Source organism: Hymenobacter aerilatus, from assembly GCF_022921095.1.
GTDB classification, from domain to species: Bacteria; Bacteroidota; Bacteroidia; order Cytophagales; family Hymenobacteraceae; genus Hymenobacter; species Hymenobacter aerilatus.
The window spans coordinates 5,019,289-5,040,529 of sequence record NZ_CP095053.1 but is presented as its reverse complement, the minus strand read 5'-3'; the positions used below and the strand labels follow the sequence as shown (position 1 = coordinate 5,040,529).

General features: G+C 56.3%; 18 protein-coding genes. 1 reads left to right on the top strand and 17 read right to left on the bottom strand.

Features of this window, described 5'->3' with window-relative positions:
* Nucleotides 1–36 precede the first annotated feature (36 nt).
* The 6 genes from MUN82_RS21095 to MUN82_RS21070 all read right to left on the bottom strand — a co-directional run bounded on the left by MUN82_RS21095 (nt 37) and on the right by MUN82_RS21070 (nt 6,967).
* Complete coding sequence (locus tag MUN82_RS21095) at nt 37–561, bottom strand: PaaI family thioesterase (RefSeq protein WP_245093568.1); 525 nt, start codon at nt 559–561, stop codon at nt 37–39.
* A gap of 288 nt (nt 562–849) precedes the next feature.
* On the bottom strand, nt 850–2,115 hold the full coding sequence (locus tag MUN82_RS21090; protein ID WP_245093566.1) for a hypothetical protein: 1,266 nt from the start codon (nt 2,113–2,115) through the stop codon (nt 850–852).
* Nucleotides 2,112–2,855 (bottom strand): hypothetical protein, encoded by a 744-nt coding sequence (locus MUN82_RS21085; protein WP_245093564.1) that lies wholly within the window; start codon nt 2,853–2,855, stop codon nt 2,112–2,114. Before MUN82_RS21085 ends, MUN82_RS21090 begins: the two co-directional genes overlap by 4 nt.
* Before the next feature lie 97 nt (nt 2,856–2,952).
* Nucleotides 2,953–3,522: an RNA polymerase sigma factor gene (locus MUN82_RS21080; protein ID WP_245093562.1), complete on the bottom strand. Its 570-nt coding sequence runs from the start codon at nt 3,520–3,522 to the stop codon at nt 2,953–2,955.
* A gap of 316 nt (nt 3,523–3,838) precedes the next feature.
* Nucleotides 3,839–5,437: an L-piperidine-6-carboxylate dehydrogenase gene (gene amaB / locus MUN82_RS21075; RefSeq protein WP_245093560.1), complete on the bottom strand. Its 1,599-nt coding sequence runs from the start codon at nt 5,435–5,437 to the stop codon at nt 3,839–3,841.
* 234 nt (nt 5,438–5,671) lie between these two features.
* On the bottom strand, nt 5,672–6,967 hold the full coding sequence (locus tag MUN82_RS21070; RefSeq protein WP_245093558.1) for a zinc dependent phospholipase C family protein: 1,296 nt from the start codon (nt 6,965–6,967) through the stop codon (nt 5,672–5,674).
* Between the two features lie 194 nt (nt 6,968–7,161).
* Between MUN82_RS21070 and MUN82_RS21065 the strand changes: the two genes are divergently transcribed.
* Nucleotides 7,162–7,566, top strand: a complete 405-nt coding sequence (locus MUN82_RS21065; protein WP_245093556.1) for a hypothetical protein — start codon at nt 7,162–7,164, stop codon at nt 7,564–7,566.
* Nucleotides 7,567–7,717: 151 nt separating this feature from the next.
* Here MUN82_RS21065 and MUN82_RS21060 read toward each other — a convergent pair whose 3' ends face one another.
* From MUN82_RS21060 to dapF, 11 genes are all read right to left on the bottom strand, one after another.
* Nucleotides 7,718–9,223 carry a Do family serine endopeptidase gene (locus MUN82_RS21060; protein WP_245093554.1) on the bottom strand — a complete coding sequence of 502 codons (1,506 nt, stop codon included), beginning with the start codon at nt 9,221–9,223 and terminating at the stop codon, nt 7,718–7,720.
* 186 nt (nt 9,224–9,409) lie between these two features.
* Nucleotides 9,410–9,862: an Hsp20/alpha crystallin family protein gene (locus tag MUN82_RS21055; protein ID WP_245093553.1), complete on the bottom strand. Its 453-nt coding sequence runs from the start codon at nt 9,860–9,862 to the stop codon at nt 9,410–9,412.
* Between the two features lie 238 nt (nt 9,863–10,100).
* Nucleotides 10,101–10,925: a hypothetical protein gene (locus MUN82_RS21050; RefSeq protein WP_245093552.1), complete on the bottom strand. Its 825-nt coding sequence runs from the start codon at nt 10,923–10,925 to the stop codon at nt 10,101–10,103.
* A 26-nt stretch (nt 10,926–10,951) separates the two neighbouring features.
* Nucleotides 10,952–12,154 (bottom strand): M20 metallopeptidase family protein, encoded by a 1,203-nt coding sequence (locus tag MUN82_RS21045; protein WP_245093551.1) that lies wholly within the window; start codon nt 12,152–12,154, stop codon nt 10,952–10,954.
* 42 nt (nt 12,155–12,196) lie between these two features.
* Nucleotides 12,197–12,739: an SPOR domain-containing protein gene (locus MUN82_RS21040; RefSeq protein WP_245093550.1), complete on the bottom strand. Its 543-nt coding sequence runs from the start codon at nt 12,737–12,739 to the stop codon at nt 12,197–12,199.
* Nucleotides 12,717–13,397, bottom strand: coding sequence for a deoxyribose-phosphate aldolase (deoC, locus tag MUN82_RS21035; protein ID WP_245093549.1), 681 nt, complete (start codon nt 13,395–13,397; stop codon nt 12,717–12,719). Before deoC ends, MUN82_RS21040 begins: the two co-directional genes overlap by 23 nt.
* Before the next feature lie 149 nt (nt 13,398–13,546).
* Nucleotides 13,547–16,951, bottom strand: a complete 3,405-nt coding sequence (gene secA / locus MUN82_RS21030) for a preprotein translocase subunit SecA (protein ID WP_245093548.1) — start codon at nt 16,949–16,951, stop codon at nt 13,547–13,549.
* A 239-nt stretch (nt 16,952–17,190) separates the two neighbouring features.
* Entirely contained in the window at nt 17,191–18,372 is a 1,182-nt protein-coding gene (gene glf / locus MUN82_RS21025; RefSeq protein ID WP_245093547.1) for a UDP-galactopyranose mutase, read from the bottom strand.
* Nucleotides 18,373–18,426: 54 nt separating this feature from the next.
* Entirely contained in the window at nt 18,427–19,683 is a 1,257-nt protein-coding gene (locus MUN82_RS21020) for a glycosyltransferase family 1 protein (protein WP_245093545.1), read from the bottom strand.
* Between the two features lie 138 nt (nt 19,684–19,821).
* Nucleotides 19,822–20,385, bottom strand: a complete 564-nt coding sequence (locus MUN82_RS21015; protein WP_245093543.1) for a GNAT family N-acetyltransferase — start codon at nt 20,383–20,385, stop codon at nt 19,822–19,824.
* A gap of 49 nt (nt 20,386–20,434) precedes the next feature.
* The gene (gene dapF / locus MUN82_RS21010) at nt 20,435–21,238 is read right to left on the bottom strand and encodes a diaminopimelate epimerase (RefSeq protein ID WP_245093541.1); all 804 of its coding nucleotides are present in this window, start codon (nt 21,236–21,238) and stop codon (nt 20,435–20,437) included.
* Nucleotides 21,239–21,241 lie beyond the last annotated feature (3 nt).

The following is a 21,241-nucleotide window of genomic DNA, read 5'->3' as shown; positions in this document are numbered from 1 at the left end:
GGCATCGTTTGCCACCGCCACATTTTTTGCAAATCGCTATTTCGCTCGGAACGACCACTGTACCCGAAACACGGCTACCACGTCGCCGACAGCATCGCGGCCGGTGCTGGTACATATTACCGTGCGGCCTTCGCTAGTAGCGCGGCTAGCGGCAATAGCCTGGGCAATTGCCGCACCATCGGAACAAGTGAACGTGATAAGACCGGTAGCCTTCTTCGTGAATTCTGCCTCTAGTCCCACCACCAGCATCGACACCCTACCCGCACCTTGGATGTGCAGCATGGCCTGCACTCCGCTAGCCAGCTCGGCCGCCATACTCAGACAGGCAAAGTAGATGCTCCGAAACGGATTCTGCGTAAGGTATTTGAATGGTATCGTAACCGTAGCCTGCTCCGCCGTCAGGCTCCGCACCCGTAGCCCCGCCAGGTAGGCCATCGGCAAGCTACGCAGCAGAAAAAGCTGCAGCTTCCACGGACTCAAGATATTGCGTTGAAACGTTTGCTGAGCAGGGTTCATAATAGTCAGTCGGTACACGGTGCGGAGACACAATATATCAGCCATACGCGAACCAGCCCCTACCCTGACACTCCGCCTTCCTCTTACTTCATCTCACCCACTGCATCAGCTCTTTATCATCGGCTGACCCTGGTATGAGATTAAGGGAACGAGGGTAGCGTTTTTGCGCAGAGTGAAAACTACTTGGCTCGCCGCCGAGAACTTCTGGACTACCAGCTGCACGTGCTTGCACGTCGTATCCTCTCACAGAGAACTACCCGATACAGAGCACAAAAAAAGGCCAGCTATTAAGCCGGCCTTTTCCATGCATAGCGCGTAGTTCGGTACGCTACTCTAGCGGTTGAAGCGGACGTTGCCGTAACGTACCTTGATGTTCACATTGCTGGCATTGCGCGCCTGCACTACCCCAAAACTACCTTGCATATCGCTAGTAGCCTCGCTGCTCTCCTCGGAAGCCACTTTCACCATGTCTTTATCGACTAATAGCTTGCCGTGGTCGGTGTTTACATCAAAGTAAAATCCGGCATCGGCGGCGAAGTTGAGCAGAAAGGTGCTGTAGCCGCCATCGAGGTTGATTTGGCGGAAGTTCTTGCCCGTATTGCGCACTTCAAAAGCCGGGCAATACTGCACTTTCATATCCAACTTGTTGTCAAGCTTGTCGATGCTGAACTTGGAGAAGCCCGATGAGCCACTGAGGCTGTGCACGGTCCCCAGCACCACGTCGCCGTACTTGCTGTGCACTGTCAGGTCCTGCACCGTGCCCATGTCGATATCCGAGTAGTTATTACGCAGCTCGATGGTTCGCCCAGCGCTCAGACGCAGACGGGAGTAGCAGGCATCTATGGTAGCGGCGCGGGCGTAGGCCACAGTGGCCTGGCCGTTGCTCACGCGTACGGCATTTTGTGCGCCATCTAAACGCCCGGCGCGCAGTTGCCCGTAATGCACGGCCAAGTCGGTGCTGCCCGTCAGGTCGCCGTTGATGCTGATTTCACCGAAGGTATTCTGGAGCTTCAGCGGCGTATTCTTGGGCAGCCAGATGGTGTAGTTCACTTCGTAGATGCGGCGCTTGCTCCAGCACTCCTTGGGCATCAGCCCGAAGCGCGAGCGAGCCGAGACGCCCCCCGTAGCGGGGTCGTTTTCTTGCAGCTGCACCTGAATCATATCTTGCAGCTGTTGGGCTTTCTCGTCCGTTGAGGCACGCGTGAGCACTTCTACATCCGTTCGGATTTCCTTGCGGCTCCACGTGTTGATTTGTACGCGCCCATAGCGAGTTTCCAGCATGTAGCTTTTGCCTGGCACGGCTGCAAACGTGCGGCTCAGCTTGCGCGACTTTTCCACGGCAATAGCGCCGGGGTCCTGCGCCGGCGTTTCGCCCTGGGCTGGGGCCTCGCCTTGGGCCGGGGTAGTGGTTCCTTGGGTAGGAGCCGTTTGCTGAGGGAGTGCTGTGGCAGCTTCAGCAGCTGCTGGCTGCCTGTAAAACTCACCCGATGTTTCTGCGGGGGCAGCCGTTTGGGCGTAGGCTAAAGAGGCCCCTGCCCATAAAAGTGAGGTAAGCAGTGCCCTACCCCAGGCCGCCTGTGTAAATTGCCAACCGCTCATTTGCGACGGTGATTATCGGCCAGCGCAAACGGCTCTTCGTAGGCCTGTACCTGCTCGTGGGTGCGCAACTGCTGATTGAGAATATCCAGCCGGATTTGCAGGTTGCGGTTCATGGCATCCAGCACTACGTCGGGCTCGGGGTTACGGTACAGCTCCACACGTAGCTGGCGGTAGGTAGAGTCCAGCGCGGTCAACTCCTGGCGCCAGTCGGCATCGGGGGTAGCGGCGGTGGCGGCTTCTAATTCATGTAAGTCACCCTGACGCTCCTGGATCTGCGTAGCATAGTAGGCTTCCATTCGCTGCACGGCCGTAGCTAGGCGTTGGGCAGGCGCGTTGGAAGCTTCTACGGCCATTGGCTCGATGCCCATGTGGAGCGACAAATCGGGAGCTGCTGATGGGGCACTGGTAGCCGCGGGTGGAGTGGCCCAAGCGAAGTTATTTTGGGTTGTTGTTTTCCAAAAATAACCGCTGCCAGCCAGCAATAGAGCGGCACAGGCAGCAGCCCATGCATAGCGACGGCGCATAGGAGGCGTTTCGGCTATTGGAGTGTCGATGGCAGCAGCTACTGGTTGCGCCAGAGCCTCATCGGTTGCAATACGCAGGGGAGCAGGCGCTGGAGTTGCCGGAGCATCCAGGGCTTGTTCTAAGTCGTCCCATAAGTCGGGGCGGGGCTCAAATGCGTCGAAGTCAGCGCGATGCAGCTCCACGAAAGCCTCTAATCCGTTAGGGTTCTTGTTCATACTCAATAGAGATACACACAGCCGCATCTGGCCACGGTCAACTGCTTGCAGTGTATATGATGGGTGGTGGAATAACGCGTCTGGGGCCGCGGGGGTTTTACAATCCGTGCTGCCGGGCAAGTTCGAGCAGCTTCTTACGCGCCCGGCTATACTGTGATTTGGAAGTTGATTCGGTGATATCGAGAATGCCAGCTATTTCGGCGTGGTCGTAGCCTTCGAGCAAGTAGAGCGAGAGTACAACCCGATACCCGTCGGGAAGTTCCTGCACGCAGCGGCGTACTACGTCGGCCCGCCAGTGCAGCTCCCGCGCATCGGCCTCCGAGAAGTAGTCGTCGGCATCGGCGCCGGCCGCGTCGTGCTGCTCTGCTAAAGGCACCACTTGCAGCCGACGGTTGCGTAGGCAGTTGATACTTTTGTTGATGACGATGCGCTTCAGCCAGGAGCCAAACGACGAATCGCCTTTGTAGCTGTGCAACTCCCGAAACGCGCTTAGAAACGCTTCCTGCAACACATCCTCAGCCTCAGCAAAGTCGCCGGTGATGCGCAGGGAAGCATTGAACATGGCTTTCGAGTAGCGTTTATAAATCTCCGCCTGCGCACGCCGGTCGCCAAGGCGGCAGCGTTCTACGAGCGGGGCATTGATATCGGTATACGCGAAAGCTTCCATGCAAAAGGCGTTTCAGGGTTTCGGAATCAGGTTAGCTGTCCAATATCCGAAATTCTGGGCTAAGCTGCTAGTTTCAGCAGGTAAGCGGGAGAAAGACAAGTGATTGAGGAGGAAGGTTGCAAGGGCTGGTATTTTGCTGCTGGCAGGCAAAATACCAGCTGAATACACAACGAGAGTAACCCTGTCTTTTGTATTAAACACAAAAAGAGGAGCGTGTTGTGAGCTACACTATGGTATAGCTCACAACACGCTCCTTTTCTAATTTCACAATCCACTGCGCCCGGCTACGGGCGGCTGCAGCCACCCCTACCCTGCGCTATACGTCAAACCGGATGCCTTGCGCCAGCGGCAGCTCGCGAGAGTAGTTGATGGTATTGGTCTGGCGGCGCATATACGCCTTCCAGGCATCGGAGCCAGACTCGCGGCCACCGCCGGTGTCTTTTTCGCCGCCAAAGGCCCCGCCTATTTCGGCGCCTGAGGTGCCAATATTCACATTGGCAATGCCGCAGTCGGAGCCAGTGCTAGCCAGGAAGGCTTCGGCCTCGCGCAGGTTCAGGGTGAAGATGCTGGACGACAGGCCCTGCCGCACACCGTTTTGCAGGGCAATGGCCTCTTGCACGTCGCCGCTATATCGGATTAAGTAGAGAATCGGGGCGAAGGTTTCCTCCTGCACCGTGTGGTAGTGATTTTCGGCCAGTACCAGCGCGGGACGCACGTAAGTGCCGGTTTCATAGCCGGCACCGCTTAGTACTTCACCGCCTGTTAGCAATGTACCGCCTTCCTGCTGCACGCTGGCGAGGGCATTGGAAAAGGCTTCCACAGCCTGTGTGTCAATGAGTGGGCCTACCAATGTGCCGTCGGCCAGGGGGTGACCTATGGGTAAGTTGGGGTATATTTTGAGGAGGCGTGCCTGTACATCGTCAAAAATTGATTCGTGGATGATGAGGCGGCGCGTGGTGGTGCAGCGCTGCCCGGCCGTGCCCACCGCCCCAAACACCACGGCGCGCATGGCCATGTCCAGGTCGGCATGCTCGGTGAGGATGATGGCGTTGTTGCCCCCCAACTCCAGCAGCGACTTGCCCAAGCGGGCACCTACGGCCGCGCCTACCTGCTTGCCCATACGGGTGCTACCCGTAGCCGACACCAGCGGAATCCGCTCGTCGGCGGCCATGGCTGCGCCTACCCCTGCATCACCTAATATCAGATTGAAGATGCCTTCGGGCAGGTCATTTTCCTGCAATACCTGCGCTACCAAGTGCTGCACAGCTACTGCCACCAGCGGTGTTTTCTCGGAGGGCTTCCAAATGCACACGTTGCCGCATACGGCGGCCAGCATGGCGTTCCAGCTCCACACAGCCACCGGAAAGTTGAAAGCCGAAATGATGCCGACCACGCCCACCGGGTGGTACTGGTCATACATGCGGTGGGCAGGGCGCTCGGAGTGCATCGTGAAGCCGTGCAGCTGCCGCGAAAGTCCCACGGCAAAGTCGCAGATGTCAATCATTTCCTGCACTTCGCCTAAGCCTTCCTGCTCTATCTTGCCCATCTCGTAGCTTACCAGCTTGCCCAGCGGCGCCTTGTACTCACGCAGCTTGTTGCCAATTTGCCGCACTATATCGCCGCGCTTGGGTGCGGGCACCAGGCGCCAGGCCGTGAAGGCCTCCTGAGCGGCTTTCACCACCTGCTCGTATTCCTCGGGAGTGGCCAGCTGCACCTGCGCAATCAGTTGCCCGTCGGCGGGCGAGTGGATGGCTCGTTGCGGTCCGCTGCCTACCTTGCTCCAATAGCGGCCGGTGGAGTACGCAGCATTTTCGGGCTGCACGCCCAGTTCCTGCAACACTGTCCGGATGCCGTGCGGATCTTCTGGCGCGGGGGCCGCGCCAGTGGCAGCAGCTTCTTCAAGGGCTTGTTTCATATCGGAAGGGGTAGGATATTAGAGTGGCAGTACAAGCGTTTTCGTTTACTCTTCTGGACGCATCAAATGGTCGTAACAAAGCTAATAACATCGGCGCGATGCAGAGAGGTCCGTTAGTTTACTGCCTGAACAAGCAATAACGAAATTGAACAATACTATCTGACAATCACCTGTTATCCTGAGAAGATCTTTTGCAGGCTCAGGATGACAATTAGTTGTTGTGCCCTACCCTCCTTACGGTGCCAGTGCCCGCAGGGCGGCCAGCGCTTCTTCGGTTTCCTTGCGTTCCTTCTCGTACTCACGCTGGTCTTCGTCGGCGTCGTGGCCGCCGAGCTGGTCGGTTTGCTGGGCGAGGGTAGGCACTCCCTGAATGAAGTAGGTGAGCAAATCGGCACGCAGGTCGGGCGAGAGGTGTTCAAAGTTGTGCTTGTGCAGCTCGCGCAGCAGCTCGCCATACGTAGCATCGGCCAAGTGGTAGATAGTGGGGCGTATGGGCTGGCCGGTGTCGAGGTTGGTGTTGAGCAGGTGCGGGTCGAGCATGGCCGTATCGCGGGGCAGTTCGGCGGTGAGGGTGGTATACTCGCGCAATACGGCCCGGAAGCTCTGCCGAAACTGCTGCTCGCCAGCTGGGCTGGGCAACTCAAAAGCATAGGCTTTCAGCGGTCCGATCTTTGGCAGCAGATTGATGATCTTGGCAACCACCCGCGCGCCAAAGCCCGGCTTCTCGTATTTGGTCCCGAACTCACGCTCAAACTTGCTCCGGTTGGTTTTGTAGAGGTATTCACGGCGCCGGGCACGGGGGCTCACCCGCCGGATTTCTTTGCGCTGACTATGCCAGGCGGCCCGCGCTGCCGCCGGCAACAGCTGGTTTACAGCAAACCGAAACGAGGCCACACTAAGGTCTACGCTCGGGAACACCTGCCCCAGCTCCAGCCCATACGTAGCCCGAAAGGCCCGCTCCAGTACCTCTTTGCTTACCCGAAACCCAATGGCTTTGTGGTAGTCCTGGGTGCGGTAGCGGCCGGCAGCTACTTGCACCACATCAAACGAAAATTCCAACTCAGTATGACGAATAGGCGCGTTTTCGTAGGTCACAACAGAGCCGTACGTAGCGCGCAGGTCCGCGTACACGGTGGGCATAATTCGGTTGGTACCTTCCGGATGGCCTATGTTGTCGGCGGCGTAGTGCGAGAGGGCGCCCAGGGCAAAGGCATACTCATTGCGGGTATGCGCCTGGCGCAGCAGGTTGCGTACAAAGTCGCCACTACGGACGTAGTGCGTGAGGTCCGTGAAAAACTCTACGCCCAGCGGGTAGTAGCCCATGTCCTGAATAATAGCCCCGCCATAGGCGTAGCTCTTGGCTTCGGCCAATTGCACCGAGTCGGTGCCGGGGTAGCGCTGGCACAGCAGTGGCCTTAAGTGCTTGTTCCAGGTGGAGTCGATAACGGCTTGGTGGGTGAGTACCGAGTAGGCGGCGGCCGGTGCGGCCGGCAGGGCCAGCAACCAAAGCAATAAGAGGCGGCGGAACATAGGAGGAAGGTAGGAAACTGAACGCGGATTGTATCCAACCGATACAGCTGCTCTACGGTTGAGCTTTTCCCGACTGGTTGTTGGTCTAGCTGGCTAAGCGGCTGTGCTCCTAAATCTACAGCATAGCCTAAACGACATATTCGTCAAAATGCGTAGCTTACCTAACCCACCCTTCATCCTCTCCCGCCCTGGTTATGCTGTCCCCTACCTGCTCCATCGCCTACCGCCCCGATCTGGGCGCCCTGATTGTACGCTGGCCTACCGATGCCCCGTTTCCTACCCTGCAAGACGACTTTGAGGCCATCTTGGCCGTAGCCGAGCAGCACGGCACGGCCCGCTGGCTGCTCGACGTACGCCGCCGGGCCCACCTCAATCCGCAGCTTGGCGACTGGACTACCCGCGTTTTCTTTCCGCGCGCTGCTGCCCGGTTGGCCCCACAGCCGTTGCGCTTATCGGTGTTGTGCTCCCCGGCACGCATGGCGGTGTATGCGGCCAGTGCCGAACAGCAAAGCTACCTCGACCATGGTATCGCGCACCAAGCCTACCAGATGCATTTGGTATGCGACGAAGGCAAGGCCATGGAGTGGTTGCTGGAATAAGCTCATTGTATAAAATACATTGCTCGTATCCTGCAGTAGGACACTTTACGTCTTTGTAAAACTCATGTACTTCTCGCAGCCTACATTTCGATAAAAAAAGCCCCCAACCACACGGTTGGGGGCTTTTTGCTTTACACAAGCAAGACACTTTTTAGCCGGCCTGCCCAATAGGGTAGTAGGCTTCGCGGCCATCGGGGTACACGCCTTTCAGCAGTACGCCTTCGCTGTCTTTGGCCGCATCGAGGTAGCGTTGCACGTCTTGCGGCTTGGATACTTTGTGCTTATCAATCTCCGTGATGATAAAGCCATCGGCAATACCCGTGCGGCGGAAATTGCTGCTGCGGATACCCGTAATTTTTACACCACCTTGTAAGTCCAGCTTGCTGGCTTCCTGGCGCGATACGGCGCTCAGGGTGGCACCTTCGTACTTCACGGTAGCAGCGGCCACTTCCTCACGCACTACATCGGTAGTACCCGTGGCATTACGCAGGGTAGCGGTAGCCGTACGAGCGTCAGAACCACGCAGGTAGCTTACCTTGATCTTATCGCCGGGACGGAAGCGAGCTACTTGCTCCTGCAATTGCGAGGAGGTGTTTACATTCACCCCGTTGATGGCGGTGATGATGTCACCCTCTTGCAAGCCAGCGGCGGCGGCGGCGCTGCCTTTATTAGCACCAGCCACGTACACGCCGTTCAGGCTGCTCAGCTTCTTCTCGGCAGCCAGTTGAGCATTCACCTCCTGGATATTCACACCCAGCAAGGCACGCTGCACTACTTTGTATTTCAGCAAGTCGTCTACTACCTTGCTCACGATAGAGCTAGGCACGGCAAACGAGTAGCCTTCAAACGCCCCTGAGTGCGAGGCAATGGCCGAGTTAATACCGATCAGGTCGCCTTTCAGGTTCACCAGTGCACCACCCGAGTTACCGGGGTTTACGACAGCGTCGGTCTGCAAAAACGACTCGATGCCCATGTTGTCCTCGCGGCGCAGGATGTTGATGTTACGGCCTTTGGCAGAGATAATGCCGGCCGTTACGGTGGAGTTTAGGTTAAACGGGTTGCCTACGGCCAGTACCCACTCGCCAATCTTCACGTCGTCGGAGTTGCCGTAGCGCACGAAGGGCAGGTTGTCGGCCTCTACCTTCAGCACGGCAATATCGGTGTTGGGGTCGGCGCCTACCAGCTTCGCTTTAAACTTGCGCTTGTCGTCCATCACCACCTCAATCTTGTCGGCCTTTTCAATCACGTGGTTGTTGGTGACGATATAGCCGTTGGCCGCAATGATAACCCCGGAGCCCGAGCCCATCTGCGGGCCGCGCTGCTGGCGGTAGCCCCGCATATCTTCGCCAAAGAACTGACGCAGGAAGGGGTCCATGCCCATCGCGCTCTGGTCTTGGTTCATTTGCGGTGAATATTCCGTCATCACGTGCACCACGGCGGGCGTCACGGAAGCGGCAGCGGCCACGAAGTTGAGGCCTTCGGGCACGGAGTAGTTGGAAGAACGCAGCTCACTGGTGTAGCGAACATTGGGGTCGGCGGCTACCACTTGCTGCTGGGAGCCCGCGGCGGGCTCCAGCAGTTTGTAACCACCCACGGCCACGCCCCCGCCCAGGATAGCGGAGCCTACGAGGCCGAGCATCATTTGTCTTGCTTGCATGGGATAGAAAGAGGGTTGGAAAATGAAAACAGTCTTAAAGTAGAAATTCTGAATGAAAAAACCATGAGCGGCGACTGGTTTCGATTCGCTAACGGAAGAGCCCGGCCGCTTGGTATGCGTTGCATTCAGATAACACTATATCAAAGAAAAAAGCTCCGTGCGGAGCCTTTTTCGTAGAGCGGTTACCTAGCGCACCTCAATGTGGTGCTTGGTCACCTTGTCGGTATCAAAGGGAAGCTGCACGCGCAGCAAGCCGTCGGCCAAATCGGCCACAATGGCCTTGGCATTCACCGTATCGGGTAGGCGGAAGCTGCGGGTAAAGGTGCCGTAGCTGGTTTCTACCCGGCGGAAGCGGGCAATAGTATCGTCGCCCTCGGCTGCTACTGGAGCTTTGCGCTCACCCTTGATCGTGAGCTTGCCTTCCTCTACGTCGAGGCTAAGGCTGTCTTTGGCTACGCCGGGCACCACCAGCACTAACTCGTAGCCATCTTTCGACTCCAGTACATCGGTGCTAGGTACAAACGACGTGGCAGGCTCGATGGCAGCAGGCAGCGTCTCGCGCAGGAGCTCGTTGAAGACCGTGTTGAAGGGACGCGCCGAACGGCGGGCAGGCAGGTTGTTATAAAGCAGAGTTGCCATATTGGTACTGTAGAAGTTAAGAGTTAAAGAAGAACTACATCGTGTTCCTACCCTCTATTCTATAAAATCTGTACCAGTGGCTGTATAGTTGACATTTATATGACTTTTTGTCTTATTTCGAGTAGCATAGTCTATATTCATCTGAAATATTTTCAGCCAATAGTATTCATACTGCTTGTGAAGGCACTTTTGCTGAAATTAAATATATGACGCAATGTCAGTAAGCTTACTACGGCGCTTAGTGCTGAGTAGGTAATTGGCGCCTTTCAAATACACTACCGCCTCGAAACAGTGTGAAGCGTGCATCTAGTCCTGCTACGGGCGTCACTTTATTCAGCCGCCCACCGGGAATCGTCACTTTGCCCGTGCCGTCCGTTTGTGGCAAAGCAAAAATGTATTCGGTTTGATAACCGAACCATGGTGTGATATCGAAGCGGTTGGAGAACCGCACGCCTACTTCGGCGCGAGCGTAGCCAAAGTCAATAACCCGCTCTTTTGGTTGGGTGGCTTCATCTCGCTGAAAACGGAGGTAGGCCGTTGCTTCATAGGCCAAGCGCGGCAGTAGAGTTACCTTTTCCCCTACCGGTACGGGCCGGTCTACATCGAGGCGTAGACTGGTAAAAGCACGGTTATCGACCATCTGGGTACTATACACGGCGTATGCAACCCCTAAGCGCTGTCGAAAATTAAAACCTCCGATGGTGTTCCAGTGCCGCACAAATAGTTCAGGCGCGAGGTTGGGGGAGAACGTATTAAGATCCGTACTGAAACGGTTGTCTTCAGATACTTTAAACCCTACAGTAGCTCCCCCACTCCACTGGGTATTCCAGAATCGCTCATAGCCTACCTGCAAACCCGTTCGCTCCAAGCCATTGCCGGTACGCCCAGGGCTGATAAGTCCACGTAGGTTTAGCAGCAAGTAGTCATCGCCATGTAGGGCATATTCTGCTTGTAGCTGCGGTAGCAAGGCCACATCGTTGACGGTCCGGCGCTGCGCAATGGCAACCGTTGCCGTTGCCAGCAACGCTACCAATAAGCCAACAAAGCAGGTAGCAATTTTCATGAATACACTAGATATAACAACAGTAATTATTTAGCCGATGGTAGCGCGGCCAATTCGTGCAGGGCCAGCCATGCCATCAGGCCGGGCCCTACCTCCAGGGCCTGCTTGTCAATGTCGAAGGTAGGCGTGTGTACGGAGGCGGCGTAGCGGCCATCGGCGGCGCGGGTACCGAGGCGGTAGAAGCAGGCATCAGATACCTGTGAGTAATATGCAAAGTCTTCGGCGGCCATCCACTGATCCAACTCCGCCACGTTGTCGGCGCCCAGGTAGGCTTCGGCGGCCTGGCGGGTACGGGCTGTAAGACGGGGTTCGTTTTCGAGATAGGGGTAGCCGCGACGAATTTCCAGCTCGCAACTAGCACCCATGCTGGCCGCTAGGCCTTCGCATAGGGTGCGCAGGTGCCGGTGCGCTTCGTCGCGCCACTCCTCGTTCAGGGTCCGGAACGTGCCTTCAATGTATACCTCATTGGGAATAACGTTGGTAGCGCCATTGGCAATTACCTTCCCGAACGACAGCACCGAGGGTAGCTTGGGACTAGCGCGCCGACTTACAATCTGCTGGGCCGCCACAATGATATGGGCTGCTACCACTACGGGGTCAATGTTTTGCTCTGGCATGGCGCCGTGGCCACCTTTGCCGCGCACAGTGAGGTAAAGCTCATCGGTGCTGGCCATGTAGCGCCCGGCCCGTAGCCCGATTTTGCCAGCCGGCAAGTGCGGAAATACGTGCTGTCCCAACACACTCTGTGGCCGCGGGTTTTCCAGTACGCCATCCTTAATCATCAGTGAGGCGCCACCGGGTAGCAACTCCTCACCAGGCTGAAACAATAGCTTAATGGTTCCTTCAAACTCATCACGCACCTGCATCAGAATACGAGCTGCGCCCAGTAGTGATGCCGTGTGCACGTCGTGCCCACAGGCGTGCATCACGCCGGGGTTGGTCGATTTGTAGGGTACGTCGTTTTGCTCCTGAATGGGTAGGGCGTCCATATCAGCCCGCAAGGCCACTACCCGACTTTCGGGGTTGCGGCCTTCGATGAGGGCTACCAAGCCAGTACCCGCTACGGGCTGAGGGTCTAGTCCTAGCTGGCGCAGTTGCTCGGCTACGTAAGCCACCGTGTTGGTTTCCTGGAATGAAAGCTCGGGGTGAGCGTGCAGGTGTTCCCGCACCGCTACAACATCGGCAGCATATGCAGCGGCCAGTTCCTGGATTTTTTCGGGCTGAATCATAGGCACAAAAGTAGGGCGAAGTTTGACTTTGCCCTACCCCGCTTATTGCCCCGCCTTGCTCAGCAGCACCTGCGCCACTTGCAATTCGGCTTTGGGAGCCAATGGTTTGAGGCGCAGCAAGGCCTGCTCGGCTTCCAGACGGGTCAGGTAGTCGCCGATATACAGCCGGTACACAGGCTGTTTAAAAGTCAGATAGTCTGTTTCTTCGGGGTAGCGACTGATAATGGCCCGCCGCACAGCCATAGCCTGGTCGCGCTCCAGCCCTGCATAGGCCAGAATACGATAGCCCTGAGCATACTTAACGTTCAGATTGGCGGCCGCCTGGTCGCGCAGGCGCTGCTCAATCTGCGCATTCACTTGGTTGGTAGGCACTACCGGTTTCTTGGGTACCGGGGCTGGTGTGGTAGCCGCAGCAGTAACAGGTGCCTCAAATACGGGTCGGTATTTACTTACGTCCTCGGACGGGGTACGGCGGGTGGTATCGGGCCGGGAGGCAGTAGGGCCCGAGGGGGAGTTGGTGGCACAGGCCGCCACTGCAAACAAAGTCGGCAGCAAGAACACGTTACGGAATAGGCGTTTCATCATGCAGGTCCAGCAGGGCAATGCTGTTAGAGGAGCCAATACGGTCGGCACCGGCCGCAACCAAGGCCAGCGCCGCCGCGCGGGTGCGAATGCCCCCGGAGGCCTTAATACGGATAGAGCCCGGCAAATGACGACGCATCAGCCGAATATCTGCTACCGTAGCCCCTCGGTTGGCATAGCCCGTAGAAGTCTTCACAAAATCCACTTCCGCCTCGGCGCAGAGCTGGCAAGCCAGCACAATTTCCTCGTCGGAGAGCAGAGCGGTTTCGATGATGACTTTTAGCTTGGCACCGCGCAGGTGGCAAAGTTCTGCTATTTCTCCAATTTCCTCTTCTACTTCTGTATACTGTCCCGAATGGAAAGCCGCCAGGTTCATTACCATGTCGATTTCCTTGGCGCCGTCGCTCAATGCCTGATGCGTCTCAAAGAACTTCACTTTAGAGAGCTGATAACCTAATGGAAAGCCTACCACTGTGCAGACAGACACCCCTGAGCCTGCCAGCTTGCCGGTAGCGCGGCGCACAAAACAGGGAGGCACACAAACAGAGGCGAACCCATAGTGGGCTGCTTCGGTGCAAAGCTTATCGATATCTGCCTGCGTGGCGTCGGGCCGGAGGAGCGTATGGTCGATACGGTGCGCAAGCGTAGTAGTCACTTCCATGAGGGCGAACAGGTTAATATTCGGTTAGCAGCGGGCTATACTCAATAACTGTGCAAAGAATAGCAGGGGCGTTGGCCCTCCCGGAAACAAACAGTGGCAGATGGAATAAATCCAACTGCCACCGTCTCTTTTTGGGTAGGTAGAGCAGCTTATGCTTCCTCCACTAATACGCACCGGCCGCTGGCCAGATCATCTTCTACGGTCTTATATTTCACGTCGCTCACAATGCGGCCATCCATGTACTGGACGCTCACCTTCTCGTTGCGATTCGCAATTTTCTGCGCCCGCACGGGTTGCTGTTTTTCCAGTACTACGGGCTCGTCGGGCCCCATATCTTCTGGACCGGCACCCAACGAAACCGAAGAAACTTCTTTCTGTGCTTTGAGCTTGGGCGAGGGTGCTGGCGCGGGCAACTCGTCTTCTATGTAGAACTCGGGCTCCTCAGCTTGTCCATTTTGCTGGTTGGGTACATCGGCATGGAATAGGAAGGTCACAGTCTCTTCGTTCACCTTGCCAATCATCTGCTTGAACAGCTCAAACGACTCGAACTTATATACTAGGAGCGGATCTTTCTGCTCGTACACAGCATTTTGCACTACCTGCTTCAAGTCGTCCATGGCACGCAGGTGCTTGGTCCAGGCGTCGTCGATTACAGCCAGTACCACTACTTTCTCCATACCCCGAATGATTTCGTGGCCTTGGGTAGCCTGGGTGCGGCGCAGGTTGGCAACAGCGTTTACCTGCTTGCGGCCATCGGTGAAGGGAATAGCAATATTCTCGAATGGCGCGTTCTGGCCGATCAGGTCGTTGACCAGCGGCAGGTTGTGTGACGCGATGAAATCGTTCTTGCTCTGGTAATACCCTAGTGCTTCGTCGTAGAGCGCTTGCGTGAGCTGAGGTGCTTGCATACCGCTAAGTTGCTGGGCCGTGAGGTGCGTATCATAGCCGAACACGCGGATGATAGCCAGCTTGAAGTCTTCGTAATCGTTGGTAACTTTGTGACCGGTTACGATGTCGTCGCAGACGTCGTAAATCATATTCCAGATGTCCAATTCCAGACGCTCGCCGAACAGAGCGTTGCGGCGGCGCTTGTATACCACTTCGCGCTGGGCGTTCATCACATCGTCGTACTCCAGCAGGCGCTTGCGGGTACCGAAGTTGTTTTCTTCTACCTTCTTCTGCGCACGCTCAATGGAAGAAGTAATCATGGAATGCTGAATCACTTCGCCTTCTTCTAAGCCCATGCGGTCCATGAGTTTGGCAATGCGGTCGGAGCCGAACAGGCGCATCAGGTTATCTTCCAGCGACACAAAAAACTGCGACGAACCTGGGTCGCCCTGACGGCCGGCACGACCGCGTAACTGGCGGTCTACCCGCCGCGACTCGTGGCGCTCGGTGCCGATGATGGCCAAACCACCCGATTCCTTGGCAGTACCGCGCAGCTTGATGTCGGTACCACGGCCGGCCATGTTGGTAGCAATAGTCACAGTGCCGGGGTTGCCTGCAGCAGCCACAATCTCGGCTTCGCGCTGGTTCTGCTTGGCGTTCAATACCTGGTGCGGAATGCCGCGCAGCTTCAGCATACGGCTCACCAGCTCCGAAATTTCTACAGAGGTAGTACCTACCAGCACCGGGCGACCAGCCTGCACCAGCGTCTGGATTTCCTCAGCTACGGCGTTGTATTTCTCACGTACCGTCTTGTATACCTTGTCGTGCTCATCGTGACGTGCAATACCGCGGTTGGTCGGAATCACCACTACGTCGAGCTTGTAAATCTCCCAGAACTCGCCGGCTTCGGTTTCGGCCGTACCCGTCATGCCGCCCAGTTTATGGTACATGCGGAAGTAGTTCTGGAGCGTAACAGTAGCGTAGGTTTGCGTAGCGTCTTCTACACGCACGTTTTCCTTAGCCTCAATGGCCTGGTGCAAGCCGTCGGAGTAGCGGCGGCCTTCCATCACGCGGCCGGTTTGCTCGTCCACAATTTTCACCTTACCATCTTCGGTCAGGATGTATTGGTCGTCGCGTTCAAACAGCGTGTAAGCTTTCAGCAGTTGGTTCACGGTGTGCACCCGCTCCGACTTATCCTGGTAATCCTGCATCAGTTGGTCTTTCTGGTGCAGCTTTTCCTCGTCGTTTAGGGTTTTGTTCTGTTCGATGGCGGCAATTTCAGAGCCGATATCGGGCATAATGAACAGGTGCGGATCTTCGCCTTGAGCCGTAATCAGGTCGATGCCTTTTTCGGTTAGCTCAATCTGGTTGTTCTTCTCGTCGATAGTGAAATACAGCGGCTCGTCGGCTTTGGGCATCTGGCGAGCGTTGTCTTGCAAGTAGAAGTTCTCCGTCTTCTGCATCACGGCGCGCATGCCGGTTTCCGACAAGAACTTGATAAGCGGCTTGCTCTTAGGTAGGCCACGGTGGGCCCGGAACAGCATCAGGCCGCCCTCGTTTTCCTCGGAACCCGTATTGCCTTCCTTGATGAGCTTGCGGGCCTGCACCAGGTAGTTCTGCACCAGCTTGCGCTGGGCATCCACCAACATCTGAATGCGGGGTTTTAATTGGTAGAACTCGTGCACATCGCCGCGCGGCACAGGGCCGGAGATGATGAGCGGCGTACGAGCATCATCAATCAATACGGAGTCCACTTCGTCCACAATCGCAAAGTGGTGCTTGCGTTGCACCAGTTCTTGCGGGTCGCGGGCCATGTTGTCGCGCAGGTAGTCGAAGCCGAACTCGTTGTTGGTGCCGTAGGTGATGTCGGCTAGGTAGGCTTGCCGGCGGGCATCGGTGTTGGGCTGGTGCTTATCGATGCAATCCACTGTGATACCGTGGAACTCAAATAGCGGCGCGTTCCACTCGGAGTCACGCTTGGCCAGGTAGTCGTTCACGGTTACCAAATGCACGCCGCGCTTGGCTAGCGCATTTAGGAACGAGGGTAGGGTCGATACCAACGTTTTGCCTTCACCAGTAGCCATTTCGGCAATTTTGCCCTGGTGCAGCACTACGCCGCCAATCAGCTGCACATCGTAGTGCACCATGTCCCAGGTGATTTCGGCACCAGCCGCCATCCACTTGTTCGCCCAGGTAGCCTTGTCACCCGAAATAGTAACGTTCTTTTTGCGCTGAGCAATTTCGCGGTCGAAGTCAGTAGCGGTTACCACCAACTGGCCATTTTCCTTGTAGCGGCGGGCGGTTTCCTTCACTATGGCAAACGCCTGAGGAAGGACCTCTAGCAGCACTACTTCCAGCTCCTTATTGCGCCGCTTTTCCAGCTCGTCAATCTGGTCGAAGATAACTTCCTTCTGCGCAGCGTCTAGGTTGGGCTCGTCGGCGATGCGCTGGTGCAAGCTGCCCAGTTGGCCATCAATGGCGCTCAGGCGCTCATTAATTGTAGCGCGCACTTCATTGGTGCGTTGGCGCAGCTGGTCGTCGGAGAGCGGTGCCAGTTTGGCATACTCGTCGTTCACGAGTGCCACGTATGGGATAATCTCCTTCAAGTCCCGGTCCGATTTGGTACCGAAAAGCTTGGCGACGGTCTTCCCTAGAAAGTCAAACATGCTGGTAGTATAGAAAATGAAACGCCGGGGCGCACCTCAAATTTACAGATTTTCGAGTAAAACCCGACCGAGCGCGGCCCTGTTCCTCAAAACGCTAAAACCCCGACACTTCAAAGAGTGTGCGGGGTTTTAGTTTGCTGAAAAGGTGTCAGCTTTGTTTTGGTTGGTTGTTTTTGGTTTTTGGCTCTTGCAATTGTCGCCTTCTGACAAAAACTAAAAACAACCAACCAAAAACTACCTTACGCTTTCGGCTTAGCCGGGTCGCGGGACACCAGTTTTTCAACCAGCGAGGCAGAACCCGAAATAGCAGGCTTCTTGATTGCCTCGTCTGATTTTTCTGTCAGCTTCTTGTACAGCGTGAGGGCCTGGGCCACTACTTGGTCCATGTTGTAGTACTTGTAGGTAGCCAAGCGACCCACGAAGTGCACGTTGGGCGTTTCCTCAGCCAGCTTCTTGTACTTGTTGTACAGCTCTGCATTTTCGGCCATCGGAATGGGGTAGTATGGGTCACCCTCAGCTTGTGGGTACTCATACACAAGAGCCGTTTTGGGGTGCTCTTGGCCGGTGAGGGCCTTGAACTCGGTGATGCGCGTGTAGAGGTTGTCGTTAGGGTAGTTCACTACGGGCGCGGCCAAATGTTTTTCCTTGCTCAAGGTCTCGTGCTTGAACTCCAGCGAGCGGTAGGGCAGCTTGCCAAACTTATAGTCGAAATACTCGTCTACCGGGCCGGTGAAAATCATTTCCTTGAACGGAATGAAGTCAATGACCTCGTGATAATCCGTGTTCAGCATGATCTTGATGTTGGGGTGATCCAACATCTTTTCAAACATACGCGTGTAGCCGTGCAGGGGCATGGCCTGGTAGGTATCGGTGAAGTACCGGTCGTCGCGATTGGTGCGGGTAGGCACGCGGCTCGTCACCGACTTATCCAGTTGCGAGGGGTCGAGGCCCCACTGCTTGTTGGTGTAGTTCTTGAAAAACTTATTGTACAGCTCGCGCCCTACCTTGCTTACTACCACATCCTCTGAGGTTTTGATAGTAGCTACCGGCTCGGCCACCGAAGCAAAAAATTCTTCTACCTGAAAGCTAGTCAGGTTCAGACCGTACAGTTTATTGATGGTATCCAAGTTAATGGGCATCGGTACAAACTGCCCGTCTACGGAAGCTAATACGCGGTGCTCGTAGGGGCGCCATTCCGTGAAGTTGCCCAGATAATCGAATACGTCCTTGGAATTGGTGTGGAAGATGTGCGGCCCGTATTTGTGAATCAGGATGCCTTCTTCGTTGTAATGATCATAGGCGTTGCCGCCGATGTGGCTACGCTTATCAATGATGAGTACTTTCTTGTTGGAACGAGTGGCTAGCCGCTCGGCCAGCACGCTGCCGGCAAACCCGGCCCCGACGATGAGATAGTCAAACATAATAGAGGGGTGTTTTGGGTTGTATGGTAGGAAGTTTAGTGTAAAAGCAACTGCTTATTTACGCTCGTCGGGGGTAGGGCTGGAAGCCGAATCTTCCGAGGCCGGGTTCGTTTTGCGCTCCATGCGGTCTTGCATAAGCTTCACCATTTGCTCCCAGGTTAGGTCCCAAGAAATGGTGCTGAGGTAGTCGTCGGTGCGCTGGCGCCAATCGGCATCCTGGTGTTGCTGCAAGGCTTTCTCGATTCCTTGCGCAAACTCATTAGCAGTAGCGGCAATGTGCACCAGGTTCAGGTCGCCGTAGGGCCGCACCACATCACGAATGGGGGTGCTTACTACTGGCCGGCCAGCGGCCAAGTACTCGGGCGTTTTGGTAGGTGAAATGAACTTGGTGCTTTCGTTGTCGGCGAAGAGCAGCGTGGCTACATCCCAACCCCGTAGGTAGGCGGGTAGTTCCTGATAGTTTTTACCACCTAGGTAGTGAATATTGGCAAAGTGTGGCAAGGTGGCCGGATCAATTTTCACTACTGGGCCAATGATTACAAATTGCCACTCAGGGTGCGCTTCGGCCAGTTGGCCAAGCAACTCAATATCAAGCCGCTCATCTACTACCCCAAAGAAACCGATGCGGGGGTGAGCAATACCGGCCTGATCTGCGGGCTCGGGTAGCTCCTGCCGGGCCTGGCCAAAGTGGTCTTTGTCGATGCTGCTCGGGAAAGCGTGAGCGTCGCGGTGCTGCTGGCTTTTGGCCTCGTAGAGCGTGTGGCCGCCCGTAAATACCAGATCGGCCTTTTCAAAAAGTTCCTGCTCCCGCTCGCGTAGCGCAGGCGGCGCAAACTTGAATGCGGCCAATTCGTCCATGCAGTCATATACCGTCAGCACGGGCTTAAACTGACGCGACTTATCGAGCGCCATGGGCGTGTAGTACCAAAAAATATAGCTCTCGATGCTGTTTTCAGCAAAGTAGCGCGCCAGCAACTCATATTGAATCTGGTTGCTGTGGGCCTCATCTAGGCCGTGGGGCAGATGGGCCACTACTACCTTCAACCCATTTTGCCGCTCCTTAATTTCGAGGTGCGGTTCCACCTGATCGGGGTGCACAAAGGCATCTTCGACGTAGAACACACGCCCCTGCTGCGCAAATCGTGAGAGCAGGTGCTGAGGGCGCTGCCACACGAAATCCCAATGCAAGTGCGCAAAACACACCAGATCAGGCACAGTAGTATCGCTGATGGCAGGAAGAGGATGTAGAACAGGAGCAGATGCGGCTTCAGTAGCGCGCGCAGATTCTTTGGCCGAAGGCGGAGACGGCATGTACGGGAACAGTAAAAAAGGTAGAGGATGGCCCACACACAGCAGATCTCACACTTGCTGTGCCGTAGTATTTCTGGCATACGGGGTTGCCAACAAAAGGATATTGTCGAGGTGCAACAATTTGTGGGCTTACTCTCGTTACTGTTTACCTTCTTCCGCTACAACTGCCGCAAGCGTTACGGGTGCTATAAGCAAGCGTTGAAATTCTACAGCATCTTCCCAGCCAGCGGCGGTGCGCAGCCAATCGTGCCGGACACCTACCCGCCGAAAGCCAGCCGCCCGAAATAATCGCAAACTGGCCGTATTGCGGGCCGATACAGTGCAATAGAGCTGGTGCAGGCGTAGGGTGTGGTAGGCATAGTCGAGCACCAGCTCCAGAGTAGCCAATGCAAAGCCCCGCCGTCGCTCGGCGGCCAGAATGGTGATGCCTACCCCGGCACGTTGGTGCAGGGGGTCGTAGTTGAAAAAATCGAGCGTGCCGATGGGCCGCTCGTCGGCGGTAGCACAAATTACGAGGCGTAATTGGCGCACCTCGTGCCAGTCGGCGGCGGCGTGGTCGAGGTAGCGGCGCAGCATATAGCGCGACACGGGCGCCAGCGTATCCGACACTCCCCAAATCACAGGGTCGTTTTCGAGTTGATAGAGAAAGTCTAAATCCGATTTTTCGAGCGCCCGCAAGCTCACCAAAGGACAACGCAACATCAACTCAAGATAGAAATACGCAATAGCAACTAGTTACTGATGCCGAAAGCTACACTATTTCGATGGTTCCGTCGAATACGCGGGTAGCGGGGCCGCTCAAATAAATAGCTGTGAATGAACCGTCGGGGTGGGCCTGAAACGCCACGCGCAGGTCGCCACCGGGTGTGCGCAGGTGTACAGGGCTGCTAGCACCGCGTCGCGAAGCTGCCAATGCCACAGCCGTTACGCCGGTGCCGCAGCTCTGGGTTTCGTCTTCTACTCCGCGCTCGTAGGTACGAACTTGCCAGGGCGCATCGGGCGCGCTGGGTTCTTCTACAAAGTTGACGTTGGTTCCTTTCTCGGCGTATAGTGCCCCGTAGCGCACGGCCCTACCCTCGGCAAACACATTGAAGGCGCCCAGGGAGTCGGCGGGTAGAAACCGCACGAGGTGGGGTGAGCCGGTATTGAGAAAGACGCCGTTGTGGGCCGCTACTTCTTCTTGGCCGGCTACGTCCTGCATGCGCAGGTGCACGGTACCATCGGCGTCGATGGTGGCCTCGTGGGGACCATCGGCGGCCAGAAAGCGGGCCATGGTATCAATCACGCCTACCTGGCGGGCAAAGGCCACGGTGCAACGTCCGCCGTTGCCGCACATAGAGCCCAAATGCCCGTCGGCGTTGAAATACACCATCTCGAAATCATACTCGGGGTGCAGGCGCAGCAAAATCAGACCATCGGCCCCAATACCCCGGCGCCGGTCGCAGAGGTGGTGCACCAGTTGGTGGTTGGTGGCGTCGAACTGATTGGCTCGGTCGTCTACCATCACGAAGTCGTTGCCGGTACCTTGGTATTTGAAGAAAGAGAGCTGCGTCATGCC